Origin of the sequence: Marinobacter shunpengi (assembly GCF_045449695.1) — a bacterium.
Classification (GTDB): domain Bacteria; phylum Pseudomonadota; class Gammaproteobacteria; order Pseudomonadales; family Oleiphilaceae; genus Marinobacter.
Window position 1 is genome coordinate 121,899 of sequence record NZ_JBJJKZ010000013.1, and the last position, 25,521, is coordinate 147,419.

Below are 25,521 nucleotides of genomic sequence, written 5' to 3' on the forward strand. Positions count from 1 at the left end.
ACAATGCCGGATCAGTGTTTTCACACCTTTACCACAATGATCATGACAATGATCAGGCAACCCGGGACCCGACACCTTGAGTGACGCCGCCAACGACAGGGAGCCGCTGCGATTACTGCCGATGGACGCGGCGTGGCTGAATCTGGAGAGTCCGCAGAATCCGTTGACCATCACGGTGCTGATGCGTGTCGATGGTCTCTCGTTTACCGAACTGCGGGCCTTCCTGCAGCGTTACTGGCTGACCTGGGAGCGCTTCCGCATGATGCCGGTGGAGAAGGCCTGTGGCTGGTGCTGGGAGCGTGACCGGCACTTCGACCTGGTCAACCACCTGGTGCATGTGCCCGAGGCCATGGATGAGGCCCGGCTGCAGCAGTGGGTGTCCGCTCGGTTGAACCAGCCGTTACGCCGCAACCGGCCGCGCTGGGCTTTCTGGCTGGTGCCCAACGCCGAAGGCGGGGCAGCGCTGCTGTTCCGCATCCACCACTGCTACGGCGATGGCATGTCGTTGCTGGATGTTTTCGACAGCATCTGCACACGATCCCCCGATGGGCGCCCCGAATCGTTCGGAAGCCAGGAATATCAAAGCGCCCGCCGGTGGCCCCAGGTAATGCAGGCCTGCCGGGACGCTGTTTCCTCTGGCCTCAGAGGCTGGTGGGGCAAGGCTTCGGGAACGGGAGAGGGTGTGCCGGGCGGGCGGCAGGATGGCGAGCTGCCGGAGTTCCATCAGGCCGGGGCCCTGGAGCAGGGCGCGATGGCCGGTCTGCGGGCACTGAACGAGATGAGCGGTATGGTCACCGAGCCGGAGGATACCCCATCCGGCCTCAAGCGCCCCCTGCTGGGGCGCCGCCATTGCCGCTGGTCTGCCCCGGTGTCGGCGAGGCGTTTCCTGACCCTGGCCCGCCGTTATGGCTGCAGTGTCAACGATGTCCTGCTGGCCTGTGTGACTGCGGCCATGCGTGATGCCATGGCGGTTCCGGAGCGACAACTTAACCAGGCCGTGGTCCACGCCGCAGTGCCGGTGGATATACGCCGGGCCTTGCCGGAGGCCCTGAGGCCGGCAAAACATATGCCCGGCAACTACTTTGGCACCATCTTCGTGCCCCTGCCGGTGGATGGCGGCTTTGCCCTGGAGCGGCTCTGGCGCATCAAGCACGAGACACGCCGCCTCAAGCGGACCTGGCAACCTGTTATTGCATGGGGGTTGAGTGGCCTTGCGTCATTGCTGCCGGCACCCCTGCGTCAGCCTATTTCCGAACTGTTCTTCCGCAAGGCCAGCGCCGTGGTCTCCAACGTGCCTGGTACCCGCGAGCCCCGCTACCTGGCCGGCCACCGGGTGCGGGAGCAGATGTTCTGGGTGCCCCAGGCGGGGGAGATCGGGCTGGGAGTGAGTATCGTCAGCTATGCCGGCAATGTGCAGTTCGGGGTGGTGGCGGACGAAGCGGTACTGACCGACCCGGACCTTTTCCTGGACCGGTGTCTGGACGAACTGGAAAAGCTGACTGAGCATCCCTCCCTTTGACGGATGGATAATCCTGGATGGTTGTTATTGCTCTCCGGTCCCCCTACAACTAAACAGTAGGTGAATCCCTGCAAAAGTCCTGGCCCCGGGGAGGGTATCCGGGAGCAGTGCCTGGCGCTCCAGGATTTCTTCAGGGATTCCGTTGGAAACCAGCGACAACAGGAGGTAACGGCATGAGTGATACACGGGTCGAACGAGACAGCCTGGGGGATGTCCAGGTACCGGCCGACGCCCTCTGGGGGGCACAGACCCAGCGGGCGGTGGATAACTTTCCGGTCAGCGGTCAGCCGATGCCCCCTGGCTTCATCGAGGCCGTGGTGCTGGTCAAGAAGGCGGCGGCCGAGGCCAATCACCGGCTCAAGCACCTGGATGACGATCGTCACCGGGCCATCGTTGGCGCCTGTGACCGCATTCTCGAGGGGGGATTCGAGGACCAGTTCCCGGTGGACCGTTACCAGACGGGGTCCGGCACCAGCACCAATATGAATGTCAATGAGGTGATCGCTAACCTGGCCAGTACTGAAGAGCTGGCGGTGAACCCCAACGATCACGTCAACATGAGCCAGAGTTCCAACGACGTTATTCCCACGGCGATCCACGTGGCTGCCGTCAAGGCACTCCAGAACCAGGTGCTGCCGGCGCTGACCCACCTGGAAGGCTGCATCTATGAGCGGGAAAACCTGCTCAAAGGCCAGGTCAAGACGGGGCGTACCCACCTGATGGACGCCATGCCGGTCACCCTGGGGCAGGAACTGAGAACCTGGCGGGAACAGCTGGAAGGGGTCAGCCGACGCCTGGAACACTGTGGCGAAGACCTGCTACCCGTGCCCCAGGGGGGAACCGCCGTGGGTACCGGCGTGAATGCCGATACCCGCTTTGCCGGGGAATTCGTCAGGATCATGCATGACCTCACCGGCTTCCGGTTCCGGGAAATGGAGCACAAGTTCGTGGGCCAGAGCGCCGTCGACGCGCCGGTGCACCTGTCGTCCCAGTTGCGGGGCATGGCCATTGTGCTGATGAAGATCGCCAACGACCTGCGCTGGATGAACAGCGGCCCCATCCACGGCCTGGCAGAAATCAGCCTGCCGGCACTCCAGCCCGGCAGTTCCATCATGCCGGGCAAGGTCAATCCGGTGATTCCGGAGTCCGTGGCCATGGTGGCGGCCCAGGTCATGGGGCTGGACAGCGCGGTTGCCATTGCCGGCCAGTCCGGCAACTTCCAGCTCAACGTGATGTTGCCCCTGGTGGGCGCCAACCTGCTGGACATGAGCCGGTTGCTGGCCAGCAGCGCAAAACTACTGGGGGACAGGGTGATCGCCGGCTTTACCGTGAACGAGGAAACCCTGGATGAAGCCGTGGGCCGGAATCCGGTGCTGGTAACGGCGCTGAATCCGGAGATCGGTTATGCGAAGGCCGCGGAGATCGCCAAGGAGGCCTACGCCAGCGGACGGTCGATCATGGATGTGGCCGAGGAGAAGAGCGGCCTGAGCCGGGAACGGCTGGAAAAGCTGCTCAACCCGCTGGCGCTGACCAAGGGCGGCCTCTAGTGTGCCGTACCTTGCTCTCAAGGCTCTCAAGGCTCTCAAGGCTCTCGGGGGCCGAGAGGGCCAGCGAGTTAACCAAACGGCACACCAGGACTCTTAGGCCCGGAAAACAACGACAAGGGAGAACGTCGGCGGATGATCATTGTCTGGTTACTGGTATTGTTGATCCTCGCCAATGGCTCGCCCGTGGTGGCCGCCCGACTGTTGGGCCGTCGTTTCTCCGGTGCCGTGGATGGTGGTCGCCGGTGGCGGGACGGCCAGCCGGTGTTCGGCGCCAGCAAGACCTGGCGGGGGCTGGCGGCCGGTTTCGTGACTTGCACGGCGTTTGCCCCGGTGGTGGGGCTGGGCCTGGCCTTTGGGGCCATCTTCGCTGCCCTGGCCCTGGGGGGGGACCTGCTGAGCAGTTTTATCAAGCGCCGTATGGGGCTTGAAGCCAGTGCCCGTGCCTCGGGCCTGGACCAGTTGCCGGAGTCGGTGCTGCCGGTGGCCTATGCGTGGGGCTCCCTGGACCTGCCAGCCTGGCAGGCGACCGGGGTGGTGTTGCTGTTCGTGGCCGGAAACATGCTGTCCTCGCCGCTGCTGTTTCGGCTGGGTATCCGCAAGCGACCGCACTAGTGCCCCGTTTGAGTAATTCGCTGACCTACTGCGTGATGCCCTTCGGGAGCCACTGAGAGCCTTGATAGCGGCGTTACTCCGGTCCCCGTGTCAGCTCATGGATGGTCACCTCGGGGGGGCAGTTCAGGCGGACGTTGACCACTGAGGTACCGGCGCCGGGGGAGGTGTAGCCCTGCATGCCGTTATGCCGCCAGTAGCCCCGGCCCAGGGCGCGGGGACAGTTGGCATCCAGGGTGACCGGGATGCCGCCGGGAAGGCAGATCTGGCCGCCGTGGGTGTGGCCGCAGAGGAACACGTCATAGCCGGCATGGGCGGCTTCGCGCCAGATCTCCGGGCTGTGGCTGAGTAGCAGCGACACGGCGCCTTCGGGAATGTTATCGCCGGCCCGCTGCAGGTTGTGGACCTTGTAGTAGTGGGGATCGTCCACGCCCGCAACGAACAGGGACTGGCCGCCCCTGCTAATGCAGTGATGTTCGTTCAGTAGCAGGCGGAACCCCATGTCCTCCAGACCGGGCACCATGCGAATGCTGTCATGGTTGCCCAGCACGGCCAGGGCCTCGCCCCGGATGACGTCCCGCAGTCGTGCCATGCCCTCCAGGGCGGCATCGACCGGTCCCCAGGTCAGCTTCCTGTAATCACCGGTCAATACACACAGGTCATACTCCAGTGGTTCGATCTGCCGGAGCACCGCGTCCAGGTTCTCCGGGTCCATATCCACGTGGAGATCGGTGAGGTGAAGAATGCGGAATCCCTCGAAGGCGTCGGGCAGCGAGGCGATCCGGAACGGGTGCTCCACGGTGGTCAGGCGACGGCTGTTGCTCTGCCCCCGCCCCAGCAACCCGGATAGCTTGAGGCAGGTACGGATAAAACCGTGGGCGGAGTAGAGGTTTTCCAGATGGAAGGAGCGGCGGTCGCGACCAGTCACCCGCTGTTCGGCCTCCTGTTCTATGCTGAGCCGCTGGCGGGCGTGTACCGGCCCCAGGCGGAGGCTGAGGCGGTATCGCAGTAGATCGTCATCAGTGGGGGCAGGAGCCTGTGCAGTCATGGATCAGTGCCCGGTTCCGTCGGTTTCACAGGAGTCTCGAAAACAGTATGGTTCCTGAGCCATAAACCGACAATGTGAGTTGCCTTCACCGTAACGTGAATTATCGCAGGAGGTCTACTGACGTGATGTCCACATTCCGGGACGTGTTCCTGGTGTTCCTTCGCCTTGGCCTGACGTCCTTCGGTGGCCCAGCGGCTCACCTGGGCTACTTTCACGACGAGTTTGTCCGCCGTCGGCAATGGCTGAGCGAGAGCGCCTATGCCGAACTGGTGGCCCTCTGCCAGTTGCTGCCCGGACCAGCGTCCAGCCAGGTGGGGCTCGCCATCGGGTTTCTGAGGGGGCACTACGTCGGAGCGCTGGCCGCCTGGCTGGCATTCACCCTGCCGTCAGCCATCCTGATGGCCATGTTCGCCTTCGGGCTTGGGGTCTGGCCGGATGCCGCCGAGGGTGGCTGGGTCGCCGGCCTGAAACTGTTTGTGGTTGCCGTGGTAGCCCAGGCGGTGTGGCAGATGGGCGGGAAACTGTGCCCGGATCGGAAGCGCCAGGGTCTGGCGTTGGTGGTGGCCATTGTCCTGCTGGTGGCGGGATCGGCGGCCATGCAGGTGGTGGCGCTGGCGATGGCGGGGCTGGTGGGGTGGGTGCTTCGGGTGCCATCGGGCCAGCAGCAGGCCTCCCTGTCGCTGCCGGTCAGGGGGCGGCATCCGATGGTGTTTGTGGTTCTGTTCGGTCTGTTCCTGCTGGCGTCGTTCCTGCCATCGCAACCGGGCTCCACGGGCTGGCTGGCGGCCGAGATGTACCGCTCGGGGGCGCTGGTGTTTGGCGGCGGGCATGTGGTCCTGCCCTGGTTGCAGGAAGGCTTTGTCGCCTCCGGTCAGGTGCCTGCCGATACCTTCCTGGCGGGCTACGGTGTGGCGCAGGCGGTGCCGGGGCCACTGTTTACGTTTTCCGCCTTCCTGGGGGGCGTCAATGGCGGTGTTTGGGGTGCTATTGTGGCCCTGCTGGCGGTGTTCCTGCCGGGGGTGTTGCTGGTGTTTGCCGGGTTGCCCCTGTGGCAGTGGCTGCGCCACCATGACACGGCCCGCTCGGTGCTGGCTGGCGTCAACGCTGGCGTGGTGGGCCTGCTGCTGGCGACCCTGTTCGATCCGGTGTGGACGTCCGCGGTGCATTCACCGGCGGGGGTCGCCTTTATACTGGCAACCTGGTGGGCATTGGCCATTGCCAGGGTGCCGGTCTGGATACTTGCGCCGGTCAGCGCATTGGCGGGTGTGGTACTGTTTTAGGTGGCGGATTGTGGTTCAGGTGTCAGGCAGGATCGCGACCGGGTCACAACCCCTGTAATAAGACTGGCCATAAGGCTATAAAGGTTACAGAATGGTCACCTGAGGTGCGCAGCAAGTCCCGTCCCGGGAACCCGGAACAGGGCATGCTGTCGAAGGCCCTGAGCATAGGAGGAAGCAGGCAATGAGTACGACCTGTAGCGTTCCAGGCTTGACCATTCCGAGGAGCCGTTTCCCGGTTCCTGAGCATGACCTGCCATCGCCGGACAACGGCCTGGCCACGACGGTGTTCGCCGGTGGCTGCTTCTGGTGCGTGGAGGCCGTCTTCCTCGCCCTGGATGGGGTTCAGGGCGTTGTCTCGGGTTATGCCGGTGGCGACGCCGACTCCGCCAACTACGAGGCGGTCTGCACCGGCAGGACCGGACATGCGGAAGCGGTGAAAATCCAGTACGATCCGGCAGTGATCAGCTACGGTGAGTTGTTACGGGTCTTTTTCTCCGTGGCACATGATCCGACCCAGTTGAATCGCCAGGGCAATGACCGGGGTCCCCAGTACCGCTCGGCCATTTTCTTCTCGTCGCCGGAGGAAAAGCGGGTCGCCGAGGACTATATTCGCCGGATTGATGAGGCAGGCGTGTACCCCGATCCGGTGGCCACGACCCTGGAACCGCTGGACCGGTTCTACCCGGCGGAAGACTATCATCAGAACTTTGCCGGCAAGCACCCCCAGCAGCCCTATATCATGGCGGTGGCTGCACCCAAGCTCAGGAAGGTCAGGGAAGTCTTCCCGGACAGGCTCAAGCAGGCCTGATCCGGCAGCCTGGACTAGGGTGGGGTGCCATCCGGCTTGCCAACAGAGGTGAACCTATGACCACATCCGCTTCAGGATACGACCTGACCCCCCTGTCCCCCGGGCAGATTGACCGTCGCGCCGCCGACCTGACCGAAGAGGAACGCTCCGTCCTGCTGGACCACGGCACGGAAAGGGCGTTCTGCGGCACCCTGCTGGATAACAAGCAGAACGGCGTCTACCACTGCCGTCTGTGCGACCTGCCGCTGTTCAGCTCCCGCTCCAAGTTCGATTCCGGCACTGGCTGGCCCAGTTTTTTCGAGCCTTTCGATGCGGATCATATCCGCTACCTGGAGGACAACAGCCTGGGCATGACCCGTACCGAAATCCGCTGCCCCCGCTGCGACAGTCACCTGGGCCATGTTTTTCCGGATGGCCCGCCCCCGACCGGGCAGCGCTACTGCCTCAATTCCGTGGCCATGGAATTCCGCCCGGAGTGAGCGAATACGGCTACTTGCCGGATACGCTGGACACGTAGCGGGCAACAGCGGTTATCTGTTCGCTGGTCAATGAGTCCCCATAGGCCGGCATTACCCCGACGCCACTGCTGACAGCGGCTTTCACCTGCTGTTCGGACGGGACCAGCTTATCCAGGTCCGGTCCGATTGTCCCGCTGGCCCCGGCATTGGCCAGCGTGTGACACAGGGTGCAACTGGGCTGGGCCTGTTCGATGAACACCTCCCGTCCCTGAGATGCCAATGGGTCAGCCTGGGCCGATGCCGCCAGCATGACAGCAGCCAGCAGCATGATCGGGCGGGTGCTCATATCAGCCGACCCGTACCGTGACTCCGTGGTCCGACCAGCCGTTGTGTCCATAACCCCGTTCGTTATCGGTTCGTCCTTCCGGCTGTGTGGTGCCACTGACGGAAGTGGCCCTGCTGACCATCCTGACCTCACCGGGAGCCAGGTTGGCGGCTAACACGAAAGGGCGCCAGGCGTAAGGGCCAAGATCCGGCCCCACGAAGCGCGCCTGTTGCCAGTCCTTGCCCCCGTTGATGGAAACCTCCACGTTGTCGACGGCTTCCGAACCACCCAGTGCCACCCCGTAGATCAGGTTACGACCCTTGTGGGTGGATTCCAGGGGGCTGGTTATCCAGGACTTGACGTTCATCTCCCACATAGACGGTTGCTCGGGTGAGCCGGATTGGCCGACGTCGCGGATACGGTAGCCGGATGCCTGGATCTTGGCGTCGGTTTCTTCCGGGGTGAAGGCCACACGTTTGACGTATTTGACGTTGTTGACGCCGTAGTAGCCGGGCACCACCATGCGGAGCGGGCCTCCGTGGGTGATGGGTAGGGGCTCGTCGTTCAGGCCCCAGGCCAGGATGGCGGTCTCCAGCGCGCGGGTGGGTACGGAGCGCTCCACCACCACGGTTTTCGGGTCCAGGCCTGCGGGCAGTTCTTCGCCGCCGGTGCAGGTGATGAAGGCCATGCCGTCCTCGACACCACCCAGTTCGCGCACCACATCCCGCAGGGGAACGCCCGTCCAGACCACGCATCCTGCGGCCCCGACGCTCCACTGGGTGCCGCCTGCGCCGTGGGGAAAGAATGCGCGTCCGTTGCCGGAACACTGCAGTACCGTGGTCACCGACTCCACGCCGATCTGCCTGAGTTCGGCCAGGGTGAGGCTGCGGGGGTTGCGAACGCCGTCAAAGGTCACCTCCCACGCGTCCGCATTGGTCACGATATCCTCAGGGGGAGAGGGCAGGTTGTTCCTGACGAATAACCGGTCAGAAGGAGTTACCACGCCAGCGCCAATGGCATCCCGATGGGTTTCCATGGTGTTGGTGCTGTGCACAATCAATGCACTGCGGTCTTTCCAGGCGGCGTAGTCAGGCAGGCTCCTGGGTTCATCGGCCCGGGCTATCGGTATCAGGCCCAGTAGCGGTACCGACGCGAGGGCTCCAGCACTTCCGAGCAGGAACCGTCGTCGACCGCTGTCCATTTGCTCACTGGGTGCCAGGGTAGAAGGGGCTGGGAAGCGTTGGGTATCCATGATCAGTTCCTTAATCCATGTTGTGTTATCCGCCAGAGCTGTCAACCAAGGAGGGCCATGGGACGGCGGGTATCATTACGTCTAGTGCGATTTATGCGGGCGGTCAAAGAATAAACAGTTCTGGTTTGCCTCCCGGTTGCTTCCGCGAGCTATAATCACCGCCCTTTCAGCATGGACCCAGGGAGCCCGGCCACCGGAACCGTCATGATCCGACTCAGATCCAACCCCCTTACTGAATCCGCCACCCTCCTGCGCCGTGTCGCGGTTATCCTCGGTTCCTTCGGGCTGACCGCCCTTTACTGCCTGCTGGTTCTGGGACGCGCCGCCGTTCGCCGGCTGGATCGGGAGACGGTGGACGCCTATACCCGTGGCTGGTCGGCCACCCTGCTGCACATGGTCCGGGCCAGCCTGACGGTTCGGGGGGAGGTGCCTGAGTTCGGTGACGGGCGGCGCTACATGATCATGAGCACCCATGCCAGCCACTACGATATTCCGGTAACGTTCGTGTCCATGCCAGGCTCGGTTCGCATGCTGGCCAAGAAGGAACTCTTCAGTATTCCACTGCTGGGACCGGCCATGCGGGCAGCGGAGTTTCCCTCCATTGACCGCCACCAGCGCAATCGAGCCGTCCAGGACCTGGCGAGGGCCAGGACAATGATGGAGAGTGGCATCGTGCTGTGGGCGGCGCCGGAAGGCACCCGTTCATCGGACGCCCGCCTGAAGCCATTCAAGAAAGGATGCTTCCACCTGGCGCTGGATACCGAGGCGGTGATCGTGCCCATGGCGATCTGCGGCATCCACCGGGTCCTGCAGGCCCGAAGCTGGAAGATTAACCTGGGCCAGCCGGTGGAGGTACGGGTCGGCACACCGATCGATACCTCGGGGATGACCAAGGAGCAGCTACCGGAACTGATGGCCCGGGTCCGCAACCAGCTTGAAGACCTGCTGGGTGACGGTGAGGCCTGCTAGTGCCCCGACGGGATGCTACAGGGGCGGCAGCCCGGTGGCCCTTGCCGCACTGACAACGGTGGAGGCCAGGTAACCGGTGTAACCGATATAGGCCGCCATCAGCACCGCCCCCTCCCAGCGCAGGATAATGCGCCGGCTGCCCAGGGCACCGTACCCCATCAGGAACAGCGCCACCGTGACCGCCATCATCACCGACCAGTCGCGGTAGAGGACCACCGGTTCTGCGGCCATGGGCTCAATGGTGGCGGCTATTCCCACGACGGCTAGGGTGTTGAAGATCCCGGAGCCGAGGATGTTGCCCAGGATCAGGTCGTGCTCTTTCTTGCGCACGGAGGCAATGCCGGCAGCCAGTTCCGGCAACGAGGTGCCGATGGCGACAATGGTCAGGCCGATGATCAGGTCACTGACACCAAGGGACTGGGCCACGTAGACCGCTCCCCACACCAGCATGCGCGAGCTCACCAGCAACAGTATCAGCCCGATGACCAGCCACATCAGGGCCCTTGGCAGGGGCATGGGGTGGGCGGCCAGCTCCGTTTCGGCCTCGCCTCCGAGGGGGTCGCCCTTGCCCTTGATGCCCTGGACGATGGACCACCCCATGATCACCGCGAAGACCGCCAGCAGTACCCAGCCATCCAGCCGGGTGAGCTGGCCGTCCAGGAGCTGCCAGCCGGCAAGCAGGGTGATGCCGATCAGGATGGGGAGTTCCTTGCGGAGTATCTGCGAGTGAACCTCGATCGGGCTGACCAGGGCGACCAGGCCGACAATCAGGGCGATATTGGTAATGTTGGAACCGTAGGCGTTGCCCAGTGCCAGCCCGGGGTTGCCGTCGGTGGCGGCAATGGCTGATACGGCCAGTTCCGGGGCGGAGGTGCCGAACCCGATGACCACCATGCCGATCAGCAGTGGTGACATGCCCAGGTGGGCGGCCGTGGCAGCGGCCCCTTCCACGAATCGGTCCGCGCTCCAGACCAGCAGGACAAGGCCTGCGACAATAGTGAGCAAGGCAAGCAGCATCAATATTCCCTGTGTTGAAAGCTCAGCACGCCTAGGAGTCTGCGCGGTGGAAATCGCGCCAGGCGAGATCGTCCCACTTTGAGGCCATTTTGACGGTCATTTGAGGCGCATAGTGGTTCTATGTAACGAAAATGAGCGCTCAAAAGGGGCCAAAGTGGGGCGATCGCAGCGGCGGGACTTTCTGCCGCGCAGACTCCTATTCCACTGAACGGGCTGGTTATTGCGGTCGTAGTTACTGGTGGCAGACGTTACCGCAAAAGTGCGTCAAACGTAAGCACCGGGGTAATCCCCTATGGCGGGGTCTGGCGTTTTCCCAGACCATCCGACTAAAGTTGCGATGACTCCGTACGTATTAGTACGGATGATAGCGCCAACACCGGAATTCCCAAGGGCATGTCTGTCGTTATGCAAATGATTGTCATGCTCAGTATTTTGTTATCCTCCCCAAAAAGGGGATAATGACCTCCTTTTCAGGGAACCGCTGCTGATCGTGGCGGCCCCGACAGGTTCGACAACTCGCTAAGGTGACTAGCAAATGGCTGTAAGACAGGCAGACGTAGTGCTGGTCGGCGGTGGCGTCATGAGCGCCACTCTCGGCATGATGCTCAGGCAGCTTGATCCGTCCCTGGACATCGTCATGGTTGAACGTCTCGATCACGTAGCCCATGAGAGCACAGACGGATGGAATAATGCAGGGACCGGCCACGCCGGCTACTGTGAGCTGAACTACACCCCTGAAGGCGAAGACGGTGATGTGGCCATCGACCGGGCACTGACCATCAATGCCTCCTTCGAGGTTTCCCTCCAACTCTGGTCCTGGCTGGTGGAGCAGGGGATACTCCAGGATCCCAAGTCCTTCATCAATCGCACACCGCATATGAGCTTTGTCTGGGGTGACGACGGCGTCAGCTTCCTCAAGCGCCGCCACGAAAAGCTCAAGGCCCACCACCTGTTCCGCGAAATGGAATATACCGAGTCCCCGGAAGTGCTCCAGCAGTGGATGCCCCTGGTGGTCAAGAACCGGGACCCCATGCAGAAGGTGGCAGCCACTCGCATTGGCCATGGTGCCGATGTGGACTTTGGTTCCCTGACCCGGAGCATGGTGACGTACCTGGAGAGCACCCCTAATTTCGAGCTGATGCTCAGCAGCCCCGTCACCGACCTTCGCAAGCGCAAGAACGGGCGTTGGAAGGTGGAGCTGAAGGACCAGAAGACCGGTGAACAGAAGAAGGTTGAGGCCGGTTTCGTGTTCCTGGGGGCCGGTGGCGGGGCCCTGCCCATGCTACAGAAATCCGATATCGACGAAGCCAAGGGTTACGGCGGCTTCCCGGTCAGCGGCCAGTGGCTGGTCTGCCAGAAGCCCGATATCGTCGAGCAGCATCGGGCGAAGGTTTACGGCAAGGCTCCCATCGGTGCGCCTCCCATGTCGGTGCCTCACCTGGACACGCGTATTATCAATGGCGAACCGGCACTGCTGTTTGGCCCGTTTGCCGGCTTTACCACCCGCTTCCTGAAGAAGGGATCGGTATTCGACCTGTTCGGCTCGGTCAAACCCACCAACCTGCGACCCATGCTGTCAGTAAGCCGGACCAATATGGACCTGACCCGTTACCTGATCGGCGAGGTGTTCCAGTCCCATGGCGACCGTGTGGCGTCCCTGCGCAATTTCTTCCCGGATGCCCGGGAGGAGGACTGGAAGCTGCAGGACGCCGGCCAGCGGGTGCAGATCATCAAGCGCACCCAGGACGGCGGCGGTAAGCTGGAGTTTGGTACCGAGATCGTTGCCGCGAAGGATGGCACCCTGGCGGCCCTGCTGGGGGCTTCTCCCGGCGCATCCACCGCAGCCCACGCGATGCTGGATGTGATACACCGCTGTTTCTCCGAGCGGGTCCAGACCGAGGAATGGCAGGCGCGCCTGCGGGAGTTGATACCCTCCTACGGCCAGTCCCTGGTGGACGACGAGGAACTGCTCACCCGTGTGCGCGAGCGTACCCTGAACACCCTCCGTCTAAGGGAAAACTGACCGTTCGTCCGGTGCCGGGTCGGTGATTTGCCGGCCCGGGCCAATCCATCTCCTTGCCGCCATATCTCCTTCCGTTATCCACCCCACGTTTTTATAGCCAACCAGTCTGTTTTTTAACTTTCTGGGCTAGTTGTCTGATAAGTCTTTGTTTTTTCCGATTTCTGCCGTTCATCAGCCAAGTGGGACGGCCAATTCTGGTCTATCCTGATAAAGGCGTTATTTCCCAAATGACTGGAATCCGTTATGAGTGAGCGCAAATCGAACTTTAATCCCGACAAGGGTTTCGTGGCCTTTCTGGGCTGGAGCCTGAATGCCGTGGAAGCGGCTGAGTCCTTCGACCGTCGTTATGTGGTTGTTGCGCCGGACTGGGCAGAGGCCTATTGCAAGGAACACGATATTCCCTACCTACCCTGGAACTTCGAGCGGCTCAATGACCGTTCGGTGGAGATAGCACAAACCCTGCAGGAAATGGGGGTAGACGTGGCCATTCCGTTGTTCGAGGAAACGGTGGAGTGGGCCGGTGCCATCAACTCGGTGCTGATGGACAAGCCCCGCCTGTTTGGTCAGGCCATGCTGCTGCGGGACAAGGCCCTGATGAAGCGACGGGCCCAGCTCGGGGGCATCCGGGTAGGCATCTTTGAGGAAGCCCACGACCGGGGAGACGTTATCCGTTTCCTCAAGCGGGTGAATCAGACCCTGCTGAAGCTGGATGGCGACCCCAACGACCCGATCCACCTGAAGGCTTTTGACAAGGCCGGTTGCCTGGGCCACCGGGTGATCCGGACGCCTGATGAAGTGGATACCATCCCCGAGGAGGAATTTCCGGTGCTGATGGAATCCCACCTGGACGGCTGGGAGTTTGCCGTCGAGGCCTGGATCCACAAGGGCAAGATCGCCTTCCTGAATATCTCCGAGTACGTGACCCTGGGTTATTCCGTCTTTGTGCCGGCCACACCGGATCTGGAGAAATACCGGGACCAGATCAGGGGCGAGATCGAAAAACTGATCAAGACCTTTGATATCGATTTTGGTTTTATTCACCCCGAGTATTTCGTGACCAGCGACAGCACCATGTACTTTGGGGAGGTGGCCTACCGGCCGCCGGGCTTCAAGGTGTTTGAGCTGCTGGAGCGGGCCTATGGTTTCAACGCCTACCAGGCCCTGATCATGACGTTTGACCCGAAAACCACGGAAGAGGAGGTCAAGGCCTTCTTCCCGAAAGAGGTGGTGGATGCGAAGGGGTACGCCGGTTGCTTTGGCGTCTATCCACGCCGTCGGGTGGTCAGCAAGCTGGAAATGCCGGAGGAAACCGAGGATCACGAGTATTTCGAGTCCCACGAACTGACTTCTCCGCTGGAGGAAACGGTGACCAAGCGTACTGCCTTCGGGACCCATTGGGGGCTGGTCTATTTCTTCGGGGACGACCCCTATCGCATGAGGGACCTTCTGAAACATCAGGAGGAACTGGACTTCTATGTATAATCAACCTGAATTACTGGTACAGGGCAGAATGCCCTAAGGATTTCGGGTTTGACCAATAACAACGAACAGGCGTCGGGAAATAATATCGAACAGAAGCTGATGGTCAGGGTCCGGCGCCTGGACGATGCCATAGAACGGGTGTCCGCCAGTCCGGCCTTTTCACGCCTGTCGAAGATGCCTCAACTGATTGACAGCGCCCGCCAGGTGCTGATGGTGGAGGGCGGCTGTGCAGCGGTGGAGGTCCGGGCCGGGGTGATCGAGCGTTGTGGGGTGTTCGAGGGGTCGGACTGGGCCGAGCCCCAGATCCTGCTCCCGTCCCTGACCACGCATTCCCTGCGCAGTCCGCAAATGGAAACCGTGGTGATCGAAGCCCTCAGCGAGCTACGGCTGCTGGCTATTGCCAAGGGAGACTATCAGCATCCCCATCTGTCTATGGAACAGGCTCACCACTACCTGGCCCAGGTACTGGCCATCAACCTTGAGCTCCTGTTCGGGATGCCCACGGAGGCCGAGCGGGAGCAGCAGGGCCGGCTGGCTACCATCAGTCGTGGCGTTATCCGTCACCTGGCGGATCGTATTGGTTACGAGCACATTATCGATCGCCTGATCGACGAGATCTGGCGGGTACTGAACCAGCGCCCGATCCAGGTGGCGGGTGTGCACCAGATGATTACCCAGATCGCCGTCTGCCGTAATAACCCGGATATCGACCTCGGCAGCAGTGGCCAGGGCGCCGAGCGGCTGATCAGCAGCCTGTTCGGCCCGACCCAGGCCTGCCGGGAGGATCCCGGCATTGAGGTGTACCGGGAGCGGCTTGCCGCCATGGACAGCGTCGCCCTGCAGAGCGAGGCCACCGGTTGCGCCCGGGCTATGCACGATACCGGCCTGGTATCCCCCTACCATGGCGAGCTTGTCCGCTACCTGCAGGAACATGCGCCGTCGCTGCTGTCCGAGGCCCTGGGGCTTTCCAGTACGGGGCGTGATTGCCTGCTGTGCTATCAGGAACTGGTACACGCCATGGTCGACCAGGGCATCTACCCCCAGACCTGCCAGGGGCTGTACGGGCTGGCGTTGACGCTGGAGCGGGGTATCCTGTACCAGCCTCCGGTGGCGCCGGCGCTGTGGCGCCAGGTGCAGCTTCCGCTGTCCCCCTATAGCCGTGAGCGGATCGGTCTGGCCTACGGTGAGGCTCCGGATCCCCGGGCCTGGCTGATCCAGGGCGTGTTATCCATGCTGGGACAGCCGCTGGGGGTAGGGCAGGGCAACAACCCGACCTGCCAGTCGGCGCGGGCATTGTCCATGTGGGCCTACAACGATCCGGACTACCTGTTGCAGATGGTGGCCTGGGCGGCACGGGACGACGAGATCATCATGCACTTCGAAGGTCAGCCGGTGTCTTCCCGTCTGAGCGGGGCTGGTGTGGCACAGGAGATCACGCTGGACCTGGATCCGGTCTCCCTGCTGGTGGTGCCACACCTGGATCGCATCTACGCCGAGATGGGGCGGTTATGTGCAGATCGTGAGGGAGACCCCCATCGCTGGGTCAACCCCGAGTTCCACGGCTGGTGGTCGGGCCGGGGGTTCCGGATCAACGTGGATGTGGACACTGGTCAGCTGGACGATCTGGAGGGGTTCCTGCGCCACTTCTACGTGAGTTATCACCCCTACTACAACGGCAACCAGCCGCTGATCCATCCGCAACCGGCGGGCATCGCCGTGACCGACAGCGCCGCCCGCTTTATTGGCTGGCATGCCATCACCATCCTGCGGGTGGCCCTGGATCAGCAGGACCGGATGCGGATCTATTTCTTCAACCCCAACAATGACAGTGGCCAGAACTGGGGCGATGATATCATCGTCAGCACCGCCGGTAACGGCGAACGCTTCGGGGAAGCATCGCTGCTATTCGAGGCCTTTGCCTCCCGCTTGTATATCTTCCATTTCGATCCCCTGGAACGGGGAAACCCCGAGGCGGTATCAGCGGAAGAGATCGAACGGATCACTGCCCTGGTCCATCGTAGCTGGGGAGCAGACAGGGTTGGTGGAGAGGTGTTGCAGGCGAATCAGGGGCCGGTCTGAACCGTCCCCTGATCCGGAACGGGCTCAGGACACCCTGAATCCCGAAGACGCCTGGTTCAGGCCATCGGAGCACTGTCCCAGTGCCTGGGCATGGTTGGCGAGGTGACCCCGGACCGAGCGGGATTCCAGGGTATGGCCGTGAATATGCTCCACTTTCTGGGCAATCTCCTCCGTGGTGCTGGAGATGCCTTCCACGGACGTGACCACCTGCTCCATATCGCCGGCCAGGGACTGGATGGACTGGGTGATGCGCTCGATCACCGATACCGCCTCACCCGCGCCTTCTTCACCGGCACTGGCCTGCTTCAGGCCCTGCTCCATCAGGGTGGTGATTTCACGGGTTTCCCGGTTCAGGGCGTCGACGATATCGGCGATGCCACTGGTGGCGGACACGGTCTTCTCCGCCAGGGAGCGCACCTCGTCGGCGACCACCGAGAAGCCACGGCCGGCTTCGCCCGCCCGTGCCGCCTCGATCGCGGCATTGAGGGCCAGCAGGTTGGTCTGCTCGGCCAGCCCGTTGATGGTGTCCACAATGGTGTTCACCTTCTCGCCGGTCTTGCTCAGGCTTTCCACCTGGCCGTGGGTCTGGCGGATCTTGCTGGACAGGTCCTGCATCACCTCGCCATTGTTGCGAACCACCTGGGCGCCATGCTGGGCGGCCTCGTTGGCGTCCTGGGTGGACTGGTTGACCGTGTTGGTCAGTTTGGCGATGTCGGACGCGGTGTGGGAGATTTCCTGCACAGCGGCGGCGGCCTGCTCGGTCTGGGCCTCCACCTGTTCGCTGCTGGCGCTCATCTGGTTCACCAGTTGTTGCAGTTCTTCCTGCAAGCGGGACAGGTCGCGATTACCGTCGAGCACCTCCTGGATGACGCCGGACACATCGTCCACCATCTGGTTGGAGGCACTGCCCAGGGCATTGAACTCATCATTGGGGTTGCTCCCCACACGCAGGCGCTGGCTCAGGTCACCGGCGGCCACCTGTGACAGCAGTCCGGCGGCATCACGCAGACGACTCACCAGCGTGCGGGACGCCTGGGTGAGTGTGACCACCAAGATCACCAGGACCACGACCGAAACAATCACGATCAGCCACGCCGACGCCTGGCGGGCCTGCTCCGCCCTGGCGGTGGTCTGGGCGACGAGGCCGCTTTCCAGGGACTGGTTCTGCTGTTCGATCACGGCCTCCAGGTCGCCACCGAGGGTGGCAAGCTGTTGCTCGGTGTCGAGGATCGCGTTGATCTGGGTTTCGGCGCGTTCGAACGCTGTCGCGAACGTCTTTACGGCCAGCCCCAGGTCGTTCTCTTCCCAGTCCATGTCGGCAATAACCTTCCGCATCCCCTCAATGGCCTTGTGGGTCTGCTCTGCGGATTCCGGGGTGAAGTTGTTCAGATAGTCCGCGTAGGTAGTCATTGCCAGCTCGATATCATCGTTCATGATCGAGATGCTGATTTCCCGGAGCCCCTCGTCCATGGCCTTGGCCAGTTCTCCCCGGATGCCTTCCGATGAACTCAGCCCAAGGGTCTGGCGTTGTTCAAGCCAGTCTCGGCGAAGTTCCACATAGCCGGTAATCCGCTCCCTGATCTGCCGGGCGGTCGACTGGATGCTGTCATCGGCGATGTTGTCCGTCAGCGACACCAACTGGCTGGACTGTTCTCCCAGTGCGTCCAGTAGTTGTTGATAGGTCCCGACCTCATCGGCATCCAGTGAGGAACTGAGGTTTTCCACCTTCAGCCACTCGCTCCAGAGCGTGAGGGAGGCGTTCTCATAGGCGTTCGCGGTGGCCCGGGCCTCATAGGACTCCGACACCTGATCCAGACCACGCAGGGCCGCCAGCGCAACCAGCACCAGTCCGATAAACGTGGCCGCAATCAACAGCCAGAACTTCTGCCGCCATGACAGGGAAAGCATGCGTTTCAAGGGGTTACTCCTGATGTTGTTCTTGGGCTCGCAATACTATAGTGCACACCTTATCGGCAAGGAGTGGATTTTCTTGAAACAGTTCGTTAACGAAGTGTTTTGGTTGGGGTGATCTGCGTGCCTGGATGACACACGTCCGGAGCTGCTGGCGCAGGCCGTCAGGGAGGCGAAAAGTTGTGGGTGTGTCTTAATACTGGCAGGGGTATGAACAAAAAAGCCCCTGAAATCAGGGGCTTTTTTGAGGTTGTTTGGTGGAGACGGCGGGAATTGAACCCGCGTCCGCCAGTACTCTGCCTTGAGCTCTACATGTTTAGTGTCCTTCTATTCGTTTAACCCCAAGCGACCCGAAGGTCAGGGTGCAGGGGGCGAGCTCTTTGGATCTTAGCCTTTAACCAGTGAGCTCTGGTCAAAGGAGCAGCCTGTTAAGCTATGACGTCCTGAAATACCCGTTTACAGGCACCCGGGTCAGGACGACCGGCGGCTTACGCCGCCAGTGCGTAGTTGTCGTCGTTTGCGACTATTGCTTGCAGCTTTGGATTAACGAGATTCGCTGCCATCTCGACATGCACCCAAGGGTTCGCCACCGGCGTCGAAGCCATGTCGTCCCCTTGCAGGTAAGTATATGGGGCCAGTCCGGCCTACTTCAAGGCTTTTATGCGTCGACCTCAGCCGGTGTTGTGCTCGCGCAGGATGCGCTGCTTCTGCCGGTTCCAGTCGCGTTCCTTCTCGGTGGCCCGCTTGTCGAACATTTTCTTGCCTTTCACCAGCGCGATTTCGCACTTCACCTTGTTCTTTTTCCAGTAAAGGGCCAGGGGCACACAGGTGTGGCCGGTCTGATTGACCTTGCCCATCAGCCTGGCGATTTCCTTGGCGTGCAGCAGCAGCTTGCGGTTGCGGGTCGGGTCCGCAATCACATGGGTGGAGGCCGTATCAAGCGGGGTAATCTGCGCGTTGAACAGGAAGGCTTCGCCCTCCCTGAACAGCACGTAGGCCTCGGTAATCTGGCCCTTGCCGGCACGCAGGGACTTGACCTCCCAGCCCAGTAACTGGACGCCCGCCTCCAGGCGTTCTTCAATGTGATACTCGTGCCGGGCTTTCTTGTTGAGGGCAATGGTGCCCCCGGAATTGGCCGGTTTCTTTTTGCTCATTGAATCTATCCGTTGGACATTCGGTGTCTGTTAATGGGGATTGGTCCAGGCGCAGACAAGAGGCGGATTGTAACCCAGGTCCCGATATCGGGTCACCAGCCAGGCGAGCCGGGGCGGATATCAGTTACAATCGAGAATCCATTCTGAACAGGGAATCGAATGCCGACACCATCGACCAATGCCACCCTGGGCCTATGGGCCGGGCGCAGTACGTTTTTCTGGAGCGCCGCTGCAGCCACGATCGGGCTGGGCAACCTCTGGCACTTTCCGTGGCTGGCCAGTCAGTTCGGAGGCGGCTATTTCGTCCTCATGTACCTGTTGTTCCTGCTGGTGGTGACCCTGCCGCTGGTGCTGGCGGAAAGTGCCCTGGGGCGCCACTCCCGCCATAACATGTCCCTTGCCATGGGGGCCGAGGCCAAGGCCCGCAGGCTTTCACCCCGCTGGCGGTGGGTTGGCCGGATCAGCGTGCTCTCCGGGTTCCTGGTGTTGTCCATTACGCTGGTCATTGGCTCCATCTGCCTTGCCTATGTGTTCTATGGGGCTTTGGGCTGGTTCGCGGACGCCACGCCGGCTTCCATGACCGGCCTGCTGGGTCAGCTGGTGGAGAATCCCCACGAGTATCGCGGTTTCATGGCGTGGCACCTCTTTTTTATTGCCCTGGTCGGTGTGGTTGCAGTACGACAGGTGTCGGTTGAGCGCGCCTTCCGGCTGGTCGTGCCCGTCGTTCTGATCCTGCTGATGCTGCTGGTGGGCTGGAGTCAGTGGCAGGGCCTGGCGAGCGGCTCCCTGGAGGCGGTCGTGGGATTCCGCTGGCAGGATGTGGGCTTCCGGAGTGTGTGGTTTGCCCTGTCCCATGCCTTCTATACGCTGGGAATTGGTCTCGGTGTCTGGGCGGTACTGGGGGCGTTGATGGCCCCGGGGGCGCCGCTGAAGCGATCTGTATTCATGGTGGCGTTGCTGGATACCGCGGTGGGTGTTATGGCGGGCGTTGTCGTCTACGCCATCGCCCAGTCGATGGTGGACGTCAGTGATGCCCGTGGCTTCGGGCTGGTTTTCATTGCGTTGCCTGTGGGGCTGGGTGGTTTCGAGTACCACCAGCTCCTTTCAACGGCGGTGTTTGCCGTGATCCTGCTGGTGGCCTGGACATCGGCCCTTGTTCTGGTGGAGGCAGTTGTTGCCTGGTTGCGGGAGTGGCTGGTGTCGCCCCGTCCGGCATCAGTGCTACTGGTGCTGGTGTTTGCCTGGTTGCTGGGGCTGATCACGCTGTTTTCATTCAATATCTGGTCTGACGTCCAGTTTGCGGGGCTGACGCCTTTCCGCTGGATCGAATTGATCACCAGCGGTCTGTTGATACCCTTTGTGGCCGCCGCCCTGGCCGTATTCCTGGGCTGGCTGGCACCAGTCGGTTACTTGGCCGAGCTGTTGGGGGCGCCCCATGAATGGCTGGCCCGACTCTGGCACCTTGCCTTGCGCTACCTGCTGCCGTTAGTCGTGGTGGCGGTGGGGCTGAGCTATTCCGCGGCGTCGCTGCATCCGGTGTGCGAGCGCGCCGATCTGAGCTGGTGTGCGCAGTCGACCCATGACGTAACATCCGGTTCGGAGAGCGGGGCTGGCGATTCCGGCGCCGGTGACCAGCGTTCCCGCGGGCCTGGCCGGGCCGCCGATTTCTGATGGAGGTGGGCCGAAAAATCCGGCCAAATCGGATATGATTGGCGCTTGAACCAACCCACAGGATTCTCAGTTTTCATGGCCCATCAGATAGACAAGAGTGCCCTGGTGATGCACTCGGCAGAGCGTATGTTTACGCTGGTTGACGATATTGTCAGTTATCCGGATTTCCTGCCCTGGTGCGCCGGAGCCCAAGTGCATGAACGCACTGACTCCCAGGTCCTGGCCTCCATCGACGTGGCCAAGGGTGGCATCCGGCATCGCCTGACCACCCGCAATGAGCTTGCCTCGCCGGAACGTATCGAGATGTCCCTGGTGGACGGACCGTTCCGGAACCTTAAGGGGAACTGGTACTTCACACCCCTCGACAGTCAGGCCTGTAAGGTTACCCTGCAACTGGACTTCGAGTTTTCCGGGTCCCTGTCCCGGATGACCTTCGGTCCGGTATTCAACCAGGCTGCCAATAGCATGGTGGAGGCATTTTGCCGTCGGGCGAACGAAGTCTACGCTGAGGTGGTGAGTCGCTGATGTGGGTGGAAGTGGCTTATGCAACGCCGGAGCGCCAGGAGATCGTGCCGGTGAAGGTGGAGGAAGGGGCGACCATGCTGGATGCCGTTCGCCGTTCCGGAATTGAAGACCTGTTTCCAGGCCTTGATCCCGAGGCGGTGGATATGGGGATCTTCGGCAAGGTGGTAAAAACGCCAGCCGGGCATATACTGCGGGAAGGCGATCGTATCGAGCTCTATCGGCCGCTCAGGATCGATCCCAAGCAGGCCCGGATGAACCGGGCCCGTAAGAAGAAAGAAGGCTGAGGTTGTCGCTGTCAGTAGGCAGGTAGGTCCTCAAGCATTTCCTTGTCAAGGCGGGTGAACCTATCGTCGTCATAGTGGACGGTCACTTTCTGTTTCCGTATTTTTCCACCAGCCTCCTGGAACGTATAGATGTAATACTCGACGGACGTGTCCGCAGCATTCAGGGTCAGGGGAGTGCCAAGGGCGGAATGCACCTGGGAGCGTGACATGCCCGGTTCAAGCTGGGCGATTTCCTCGTCGGTGACGATATTGCCCTGCTGGACATTGATCTTGTAGACGCCGGGAAATACGCAGCCGGCAAGCAGGGTCAGCAGGAGGATGGGTACAACTTTACGGATCGGGTGCATCAGGAACAGAAGTCCTTATAGCCGGAAATGAAACGGTTTATGAGTCAAAATATGGCGGTATAATACCGGAAGCACTGAACACACCAAAGAGCGAAGAGCATTATGTCATCTGAAAACGCCGAACTGCGCAAGGTGGGCCTGAAAGTCACTCTGCCACGAGTGAAGATCTTCAATATCCTGGAGACGTCGGAAGAGCACCACCTGAGCGCTGAGGATGTCTACAAGAAGTTGCTGGACCAGGGTGACGACGTTGGGCTCGCGACGGTTTACCGGGTGCTGACCCAGTTTGAGGCAGCGGGACTGGTGCTGCGTCATAACTTTGAGGGTGGCCACGCGGTCTTTGAAATGGCCGGGGACGATCACCATGACCACATGGTCTGTACCCAGACTGGTGAAGTCATCGAGTTCGTGGACGAGGTGATTGAAGAGCGTCAGAAAAAGATCGCGGAAGAGCACGGCTATGAAATCGTGGACCATAGCCTGATCCTCTACGTTAAGCCGATCAAGAAGTCCTGATACGCCAGCCTGCCCTGTAGCGGTCGCAACCCGTGACCGCTGCCCATCATCCCTTCGTCTGTTCAGAAATCCTGCCAAAAAAAGAGCGCCGGGGCGGCGCTCGAAAAGCTCTCTGGTGAGAAGGGAGTCGATGAGAGCAACTTGAAAATCAACGTTCAGTTCAATGGTGGGTCGCTTGCCCCTTGGTGTACATCTCGCGGGCGTGGGCCAGAGTCTGCTCGGTCATATCCACGCCACCCAGCATCCTGGCCACTTCGCTGATACGGCCTTGATCATTCAGTGTTTCGATCTTCGAGAAGGTGGTATCCGCTTCGGTGAACTTGCTGACAAACAGGTGCTGGTGGCTTTGCGCCGCCACCTGGGGCAGGTGGGTCACGCAGATGATCTGACCACTTTCACCCAGTGAGCGCAGCAGCCGACCCACGACTTCCGCCGTGCCGCCGCCAATGCCTACGTCCACCTCATCGAACACCAGGGTGGGTGTGGTGGACGTCTGAGCCACTACTACCTGGATGGCCAGGCTGATGCGGGACAGCTCGCCACCAGATGCCACTTTGGCCAGGGGGCGTGCGGGCTGGCCGGGGTTGGCACTGATCAGGAATTCGATGTCTTCGTTGCCCGCCGGGCTGGGCTCCTGGTTCCGGGTATCAAGCTGGCTGGTGAACTGCATGGTGGGCATGCCCAGCTCCGCCAGTTCCTGGCCCACGCGCTGGTCCAGTGTGGCCGCCCCCTCGCGCCGGGCCTTGGACAGTTTGTCGGCCACCGTCTGGTAGGCCTTGCGATAGTTCTCCACATCGGCCTCCAGTTGTTCCAGGCTGCCTTCGCTGCCATCAAGTTCGGCCAGTTCCTCTCCCAGTCGCTGGTGCAGCTCCGGCAGTTCCTCCGGTTGGATGCGGTGCTTCCGGGCCAGTTGGTAAATAGCGCTGAGGCGATCCTCCACTTCCTGCAGGCGCTCCGGATCCGCCTCGTAATCCTCCACGAAATGGACCAGGTTGTTGCCGGCCTCCGACAACTGGATCTGGGCTTCATTGAGCATCTGGATGGTGTCAGCCAGGGCCGGTACCTGGACCGGCAGTTGCTCAAGTTGCTGCAGGGCCTGGCGAACCATGTCGGCGGCGCTGGTTTCATCCTCGGAGCACAACATGGCGGCATGGTGGCTGTGCTGGCGGACGGTTTCCGCGTGGCTGAGCTGTTCCTGTTCCTGCTCAAGGCGCGTCTGCTCGTCTTCCTCGAGGGCCAGGCGGTCCAGTTCTTCGACCTGGTAGCGCAGGAGCTGCAACCGGGCCTCGGTTTCATCCGCATTCTGTTGACGGCTGGTCAGCCGTTCCCGGGCCTGGTGCCACTGTTTCCAGGCCAGGCGGGTCTTGATGGCAAGGTCTTCGGAGCCGGAGAATTCGTCCAGCAGGCGACGGTGGGTGTCCTTCTTCAGGAGAGACTGGTGCTGGTGCTGGCTGTGGATATCCATTAGCGTGGCGCCCAGGTCCTTCAACTGGTTCAGCGGGCAGGGCTGGCCGTTGATGTAGGCGCGGGAACGGCCATCCCGGCCGATCACCCGCCGCAGGATGCAGTCGTTGCCGTCATCCAGGTCCTGTTCCTCCAGCCATTCCCGGGCTTCAGGGATCCGGGCGATGTCGAAGGTGGCGGTAATATCCGCCCGCTTGGCGCCATGGCGAACAGCACTGGCATCGCCACGGCCTCCCATGGCCAGCCCGAGTGCGTCCAGCACAATGGACTTGCCGGCGCCGGTCTCTCCGGTGAGGGCGGTCATGCCCTTCTGGAACTGGAGTTCGACGCGTTCGGCAATGGCGTAATTGGAAACCGTGAGTTGAGTCAGCATGTGGTGTCTCCCTGAGTCACGAACACTGTTTAGGCATACAGTGACTGTGAATATATACAGCAAAATTGCTGTATGCAAATCCAGTGTGGCGAATTCTGTGAAATGCTCATGGTTGAAAGCGCTTATTTGGGCCCCATATCCGATGGCAAGTTTTTACCATCATTGGATAAAGGCGCGGCGAGCCGCGCACAGGCATAACCGGGAGTAGCTGATGAGCGCTGACGAAAATCGCAATGAAAATGTCGATGAAGAGCTGAAAGCGGAGGAGCGGGCCGGTGAGCCGGTGTCCGAGCAGCAGCCGGGTGAGACCTCCTCACCGGAGGAGGACGCCGATTCCATGGAGACCCGCGTCCAGGAGCTGAAGGACCAGGTGCTCAGGAGTCAGGCGGAAATGCAGAACGTGCGCCGCCGGGCGGAGATCGACGTGGAGAAGGCCCATAAGTTTGCCCTTGAAAAGTTCGTCAAGGAGCTGCTGCCGGTGGCCGACAGCCTTGAAAAGGCCGTTGAGAGCACAGAGGGACAGCAGGATTCCGATGACGTTGTCACGTCCATCCGGGAAGGGGTGGAAATGACCCTGGACCTGTTCCTGAAGAGTCTGGGCAAGTTCAACGTGCAGCAGTTGAACCCCGTGGGCGAACCCTTTGACCCGCAATTGCACGAGGCCATGTCCATGGTGCCGGCGCCGGACGCCGAGCCCAATTCCGTGGTGGCCGTGGTGCAGAAGGGTTACACGCTGAACGAGCGTCTGGTGCGTCCGGCCATGGTGGTGGTCGCCAAGGCCGAAGATGCGCCAAAAATCGATGAGCAGGCTTGAAAAGTCGGCGTCGGAGCCAATATAGGCAGGTAACAGTCAAGACGCG

At 61.6% G+C, this 25,521-nt stretch carries 23 protein-coding genes and 1 other RNA gene; 15 read left to right on the forward strand and 9 right to left on the reverse strand.

The annotated features are described in order from the left end of the window. Positions 1–76 precede the first annotated feature (76 nt). The 3 genes from ACJO2E_RS09845 (at position 77) to ACJO2E_RS09855 (ending at position 3,678) form a co-directional block, all read left to right on the forward strand. The gene (locus ACJO2E_RS09845) at positions 77–1,519 is read left to right on the forward strand and encodes a WSD1 family O-acyltransferase (protein WP_406963703.1); all 1,443 of its coding nucleotides are present in this window, start codon (positions 77–79) and stop codon (positions 1,517–1,519) included. Between the two features lie 173 nt (positions 1,520–1,692). Beyond that, positions 1,693–3,066, forward strand: a complete 1,374-nt coding sequence (locus ACJO2E_RS09850) for a class II fumarate hydratase (RefSeq protein ID WP_406963704.1) — start codon at positions 1,693–1,695, stop codon at positions 3,064–3,066. Between the two features lie 132 nt (positions 3,067–3,198). Further along, positions 3,199–3,678, forward strand: a complete 480-nt coding sequence (locus ACJO2E_RS09855; protein WP_406963705.1) for a CDP-archaeol synthase — start codon at positions 3,199–3,201, stop codon at positions 3,676–3,678. A 73-nt stretch (positions 3,679–3,751) separates the two neighbouring features. Here the strand turns inward: ACJO2E_RS09855 and ACJO2E_RS09860 are convergent, their stop codons facing one another. Further along, positions 3,752–4,723: a metallophosphoesterase gene (locus ACJO2E_RS09860; protein ID WP_406963706.1), complete on the reverse strand. Its 972-nt coding sequence runs from the start codon at positions 4,721–4,723 to the stop codon at positions 3,752–3,754. Positions 4,724–4,848: 125 nt separating this feature from the next. Here ACJO2E_RS09860 and chrA point away from each other — a divergent pair, with 125 nt between their 5' ends. The 3 genes from chrA (at position 4,849) to msrB (ending at position 7,290) form a co-directional block, all read left to right on the forward strand. Continuing rightward, entirely contained in the window at positions 4,849–6,003 is a 1,155-nt protein-coding gene (gene chrA / locus ACJO2E_RS09865; protein ID WP_406964127.1) for a chromate efflux transporter, read from the forward strand. Between the two features lie 181 nt (positions 6,004–6,184). Beyond that, positions 6,185–6,811 carry a peptide-methionine (S)-S-oxide reductase MsrA gene (gene msrA / locus ACJO2E_RS09870; RefSeq protein ID WP_406963707.1) on the forward strand — a complete coding sequence of 209 codons (627 nt, stop codon included), beginning with the start codon at positions 6,185–6,187 and terminating at the stop codon, positions 6,809–6,811. A 56-nt stretch (positions 6,812–6,867) separates the two neighbouring features. Next, positions 6,868–7,290: a peptide-methionine (R)-S-oxide reductase MsrB gene (gene msrB / locus ACJO2E_RS09875; RefSeq protein ID WP_406963708.1), complete on the forward strand. Its 423-nt coding sequence runs from the start codon at positions 6,868–6,870 to the stop codon at positions 7,288–7,290. Positions 7,291–7,300: 10 nt separating this feature from the next. On the opposite strand, the gene sorU is transcribed toward msrB, so the two are convergent. Together sorU and sorT are read right to left on the reverse strand one after the other, a co-directional pair. Further along, positions 7,301–7,615 carry a SorU family sulfite dehydrogenase c-type cytochrome subunit gene (gene sorU, locus ACJO2E_RS09880; protein WP_406963709.1) on the reverse strand — a complete coding sequence of 105 codons (315 nt, stop codon included), beginning with the start codon at positions 7,613–7,615 and terminating at the stop codon, positions 7,301–7,303. Position 7,616: 1 nt separating this feature from the next. Next, positions 7,617–8,846 carry a SorT family sulfite dehydrogenase catalytic subunit gene (gene sorT, locus ACJO2E_RS09885; RefSeq protein ID WP_406963710.1) on the reverse strand — a complete coding sequence of 410 codons (1,230 nt, stop codon included), beginning with the start codon at positions 8,844–8,846 and terminating at the stop codon, positions 7,617–7,619. Between the two features lie 204 nt (positions 8,847–9,050). Here sorT and ACJO2E_RS09890 point away from each other — a divergent pair, with 204 nt between their 5' ends. Then, positions 9,051–9,815, forward strand: coding sequence for a lysophospholipid acyltransferase family protein (locus ACJO2E_RS09890; protein WP_406963711.1), 765 nt, complete (start codon positions 9,051–9,053; stop codon positions 9,813–9,815). Between the two features lie 15 nt (positions 9,816–9,830). Here ACJO2E_RS09890 and ACJO2E_RS09895 read toward each other — a convergent pair whose 3' ends face one another. Next, positions 9,831–10,832 carry a calcium/sodium antiporter gene (locus ACJO2E_RS09895; RefSeq protein WP_406963712.1) on the reverse strand — a complete coding sequence of 334 codons (1,002 nt, stop codon included), beginning with the start codon at positions 10,830–10,832 and terminating at the stop codon, positions 9,831–9,833. 535 nt (positions 10,833–11,367) lie between these two features. On the opposite strand from ACJO2E_RS09895, the gene mqo reads away from it, so the two are divergent. From mqo to ACJO2E_RS09910, 3 genes are all read left to right on the forward strand, one after another. Continuing rightward, complete coding sequence (mqo, locus tag ACJO2E_RS09900; RefSeq protein ID WP_406963713.1) at positions 11,368–12,855, forward strand: malate dehydrogenase (quinone); 1,488 nt, start codon at positions 11,368–11,370, stop codon at positions 12,853–12,855. 243 nt (positions 12,856–13,098) lie between these two features. Further along, on the forward strand, positions 13,099–14,337 hold the full coding sequence (locus ACJO2E_RS09905) for an ATP-grasp domain-containing protein (protein ID WP_406963714.1): 1,239 nt from the start codon (positions 13,099–13,101) through the stop codon (positions 14,335–14,337). 99 nt (positions 14,338–14,436) lie between these two features. Continuing rightward, complete coding sequence (locus ACJO2E_RS09910) at positions 14,437–16,416, forward strand: hypothetical protein (protein ID WP_406964128.1); 1,980 nt, start codon at positions 14,437–14,439, stop codon at positions 16,414–16,416. 24 nt (positions 16,417–16,440) lie between these two features. Here ACJO2E_RS09910 and ACJO2E_RS09915 read toward each other — a convergent pair whose 3' ends face one another. The 3 genes from ACJO2E_RS09915 to smpB form a co-directional block, all read right to left on the reverse strand. Continuing rightward, entirely contained in the window at positions 16,441–18,324 is a 1,884-nt protein-coding gene (locus tag ACJO2E_RS09915; protein ID WP_406964129.1) for a methyl-accepting chemotaxis protein, read from the reverse strand. 258 nt (positions 18,325–18,582) lie between these two features. Beyond that, positions 18,583–18,941: a transfer-messenger RNA gene (ssrA, locus tag ACJO2E_RS09920) on the reverse strand. Between the two features lie 57 nt (positions 18,942–18,998). Next, positions 18,999–19,481: an SsrA-binding protein SmpB gene (smpB, locus tag ACJO2E_RS09925; RefSeq protein WP_406963715.1), complete on the reverse strand. Its 483-nt coding sequence runs from the start codon at positions 19,479–19,481 to the stop codon at positions 18,999–19,001. Positions 19,482–19,640: 159 nt separating this feature from the next. On the opposite strand from smpB, the gene ACJO2E_RS09930 reads away from it, so the two are divergent. The 3 genes from ACJO2E_RS09930 to ACJO2E_RS09940 all read left to right on the forward strand — a co-directional run bounded on the left by ACJO2E_RS09930 (position 19,641) and on the right by ACJO2E_RS09940 (position 21,961). Beyond that, positions 19,641–21,152 (forward strand): sodium-dependent transporter, encoded by a 1,512-nt coding sequence (locus tag ACJO2E_RS09930; RefSeq protein WP_406963716.1) that lies wholly within the window; start codon positions 19,641–19,643, stop codon positions 21,150–21,152. A gap of 75 nt (positions 21,153–21,227) precedes the next feature. Beyond that, a complete protein-coding gene (locus ACJO2E_RS09935; RefSeq protein ID WP_406963717.1) occupies positions 21,228–21,677 on the forward strand; it encodes a type II toxin-antitoxin system RatA family toxin in 450 nt (149 codons plus the stop codon). Then, a complete protein-coding gene (locus ACJO2E_RS09940; RefSeq protein ID WP_406963718.1) occupies positions 21,677–21,961 on the forward strand; it encodes an RnfH family protein in 285 nt (94 codons plus the stop codon). The genes ACJO2E_RS09935 and ACJO2E_RS09940 overlap by 1 nt, the downstream gene beginning before the upstream one ends. A gap of 11 nt (positions 21,962–21,972) precedes the next feature. Here the strand turns inward: ACJO2E_RS09940 and ACJO2E_RS09945 are convergent, their stop codons facing one another. Next, positions 21,973–22,308: an outer membrane protein assembly factor BamE gene (locus ACJO2E_RS09945; protein ID WP_406963719.1), complete on the reverse strand. Its 336-nt coding sequence runs from the start codon at positions 22,306–22,308 to the stop codon at positions 21,973–21,975. A 102-nt stretch (positions 22,309–22,410) separates the two neighbouring features. On the opposite strand from ACJO2E_RS09945, the gene fur reads away from it, so the two are divergent. Further along, positions 22,411–22,824 carry a ferric iron uptake transcriptional regulator gene (gene fur / locus ACJO2E_RS09950; RefSeq protein WP_328184861.1) on the forward strand — a complete coding sequence of 138 codons (414 nt, stop codon included), beginning with the start codon at positions 22,411–22,413 and terminating at the stop codon, positions 22,822–22,824. Between the two features lie 160 nt (positions 22,825–22,984). On the opposite strand, the gene recN is transcribed toward fur, so the two are convergent. After that, on the reverse strand, positions 22,985–24,661 hold the full coding sequence (gene recN / locus ACJO2E_RS09955; RefSeq protein WP_406963720.1) for a DNA repair protein RecN: 1,677 nt from the start codon (positions 24,659–24,661) through the stop codon (positions 22,985–22,987). Positions 24,662–24,872: 211 nt separating this feature from the next. On the opposite strand from recN, the gene grpE reads away from it, so the two are divergent. Continuing rightward, entirely contained in the window at positions 24,873–25,475 is a 603-nt protein-coding gene (gene grpE / locus ACJO2E_RS09960) for a nucleotide exchange factor GrpE (RefSeq protein ID WP_406963721.1), read from the forward strand. Positions 25,476–25,521: the final 46 nt, after the last annotated feature.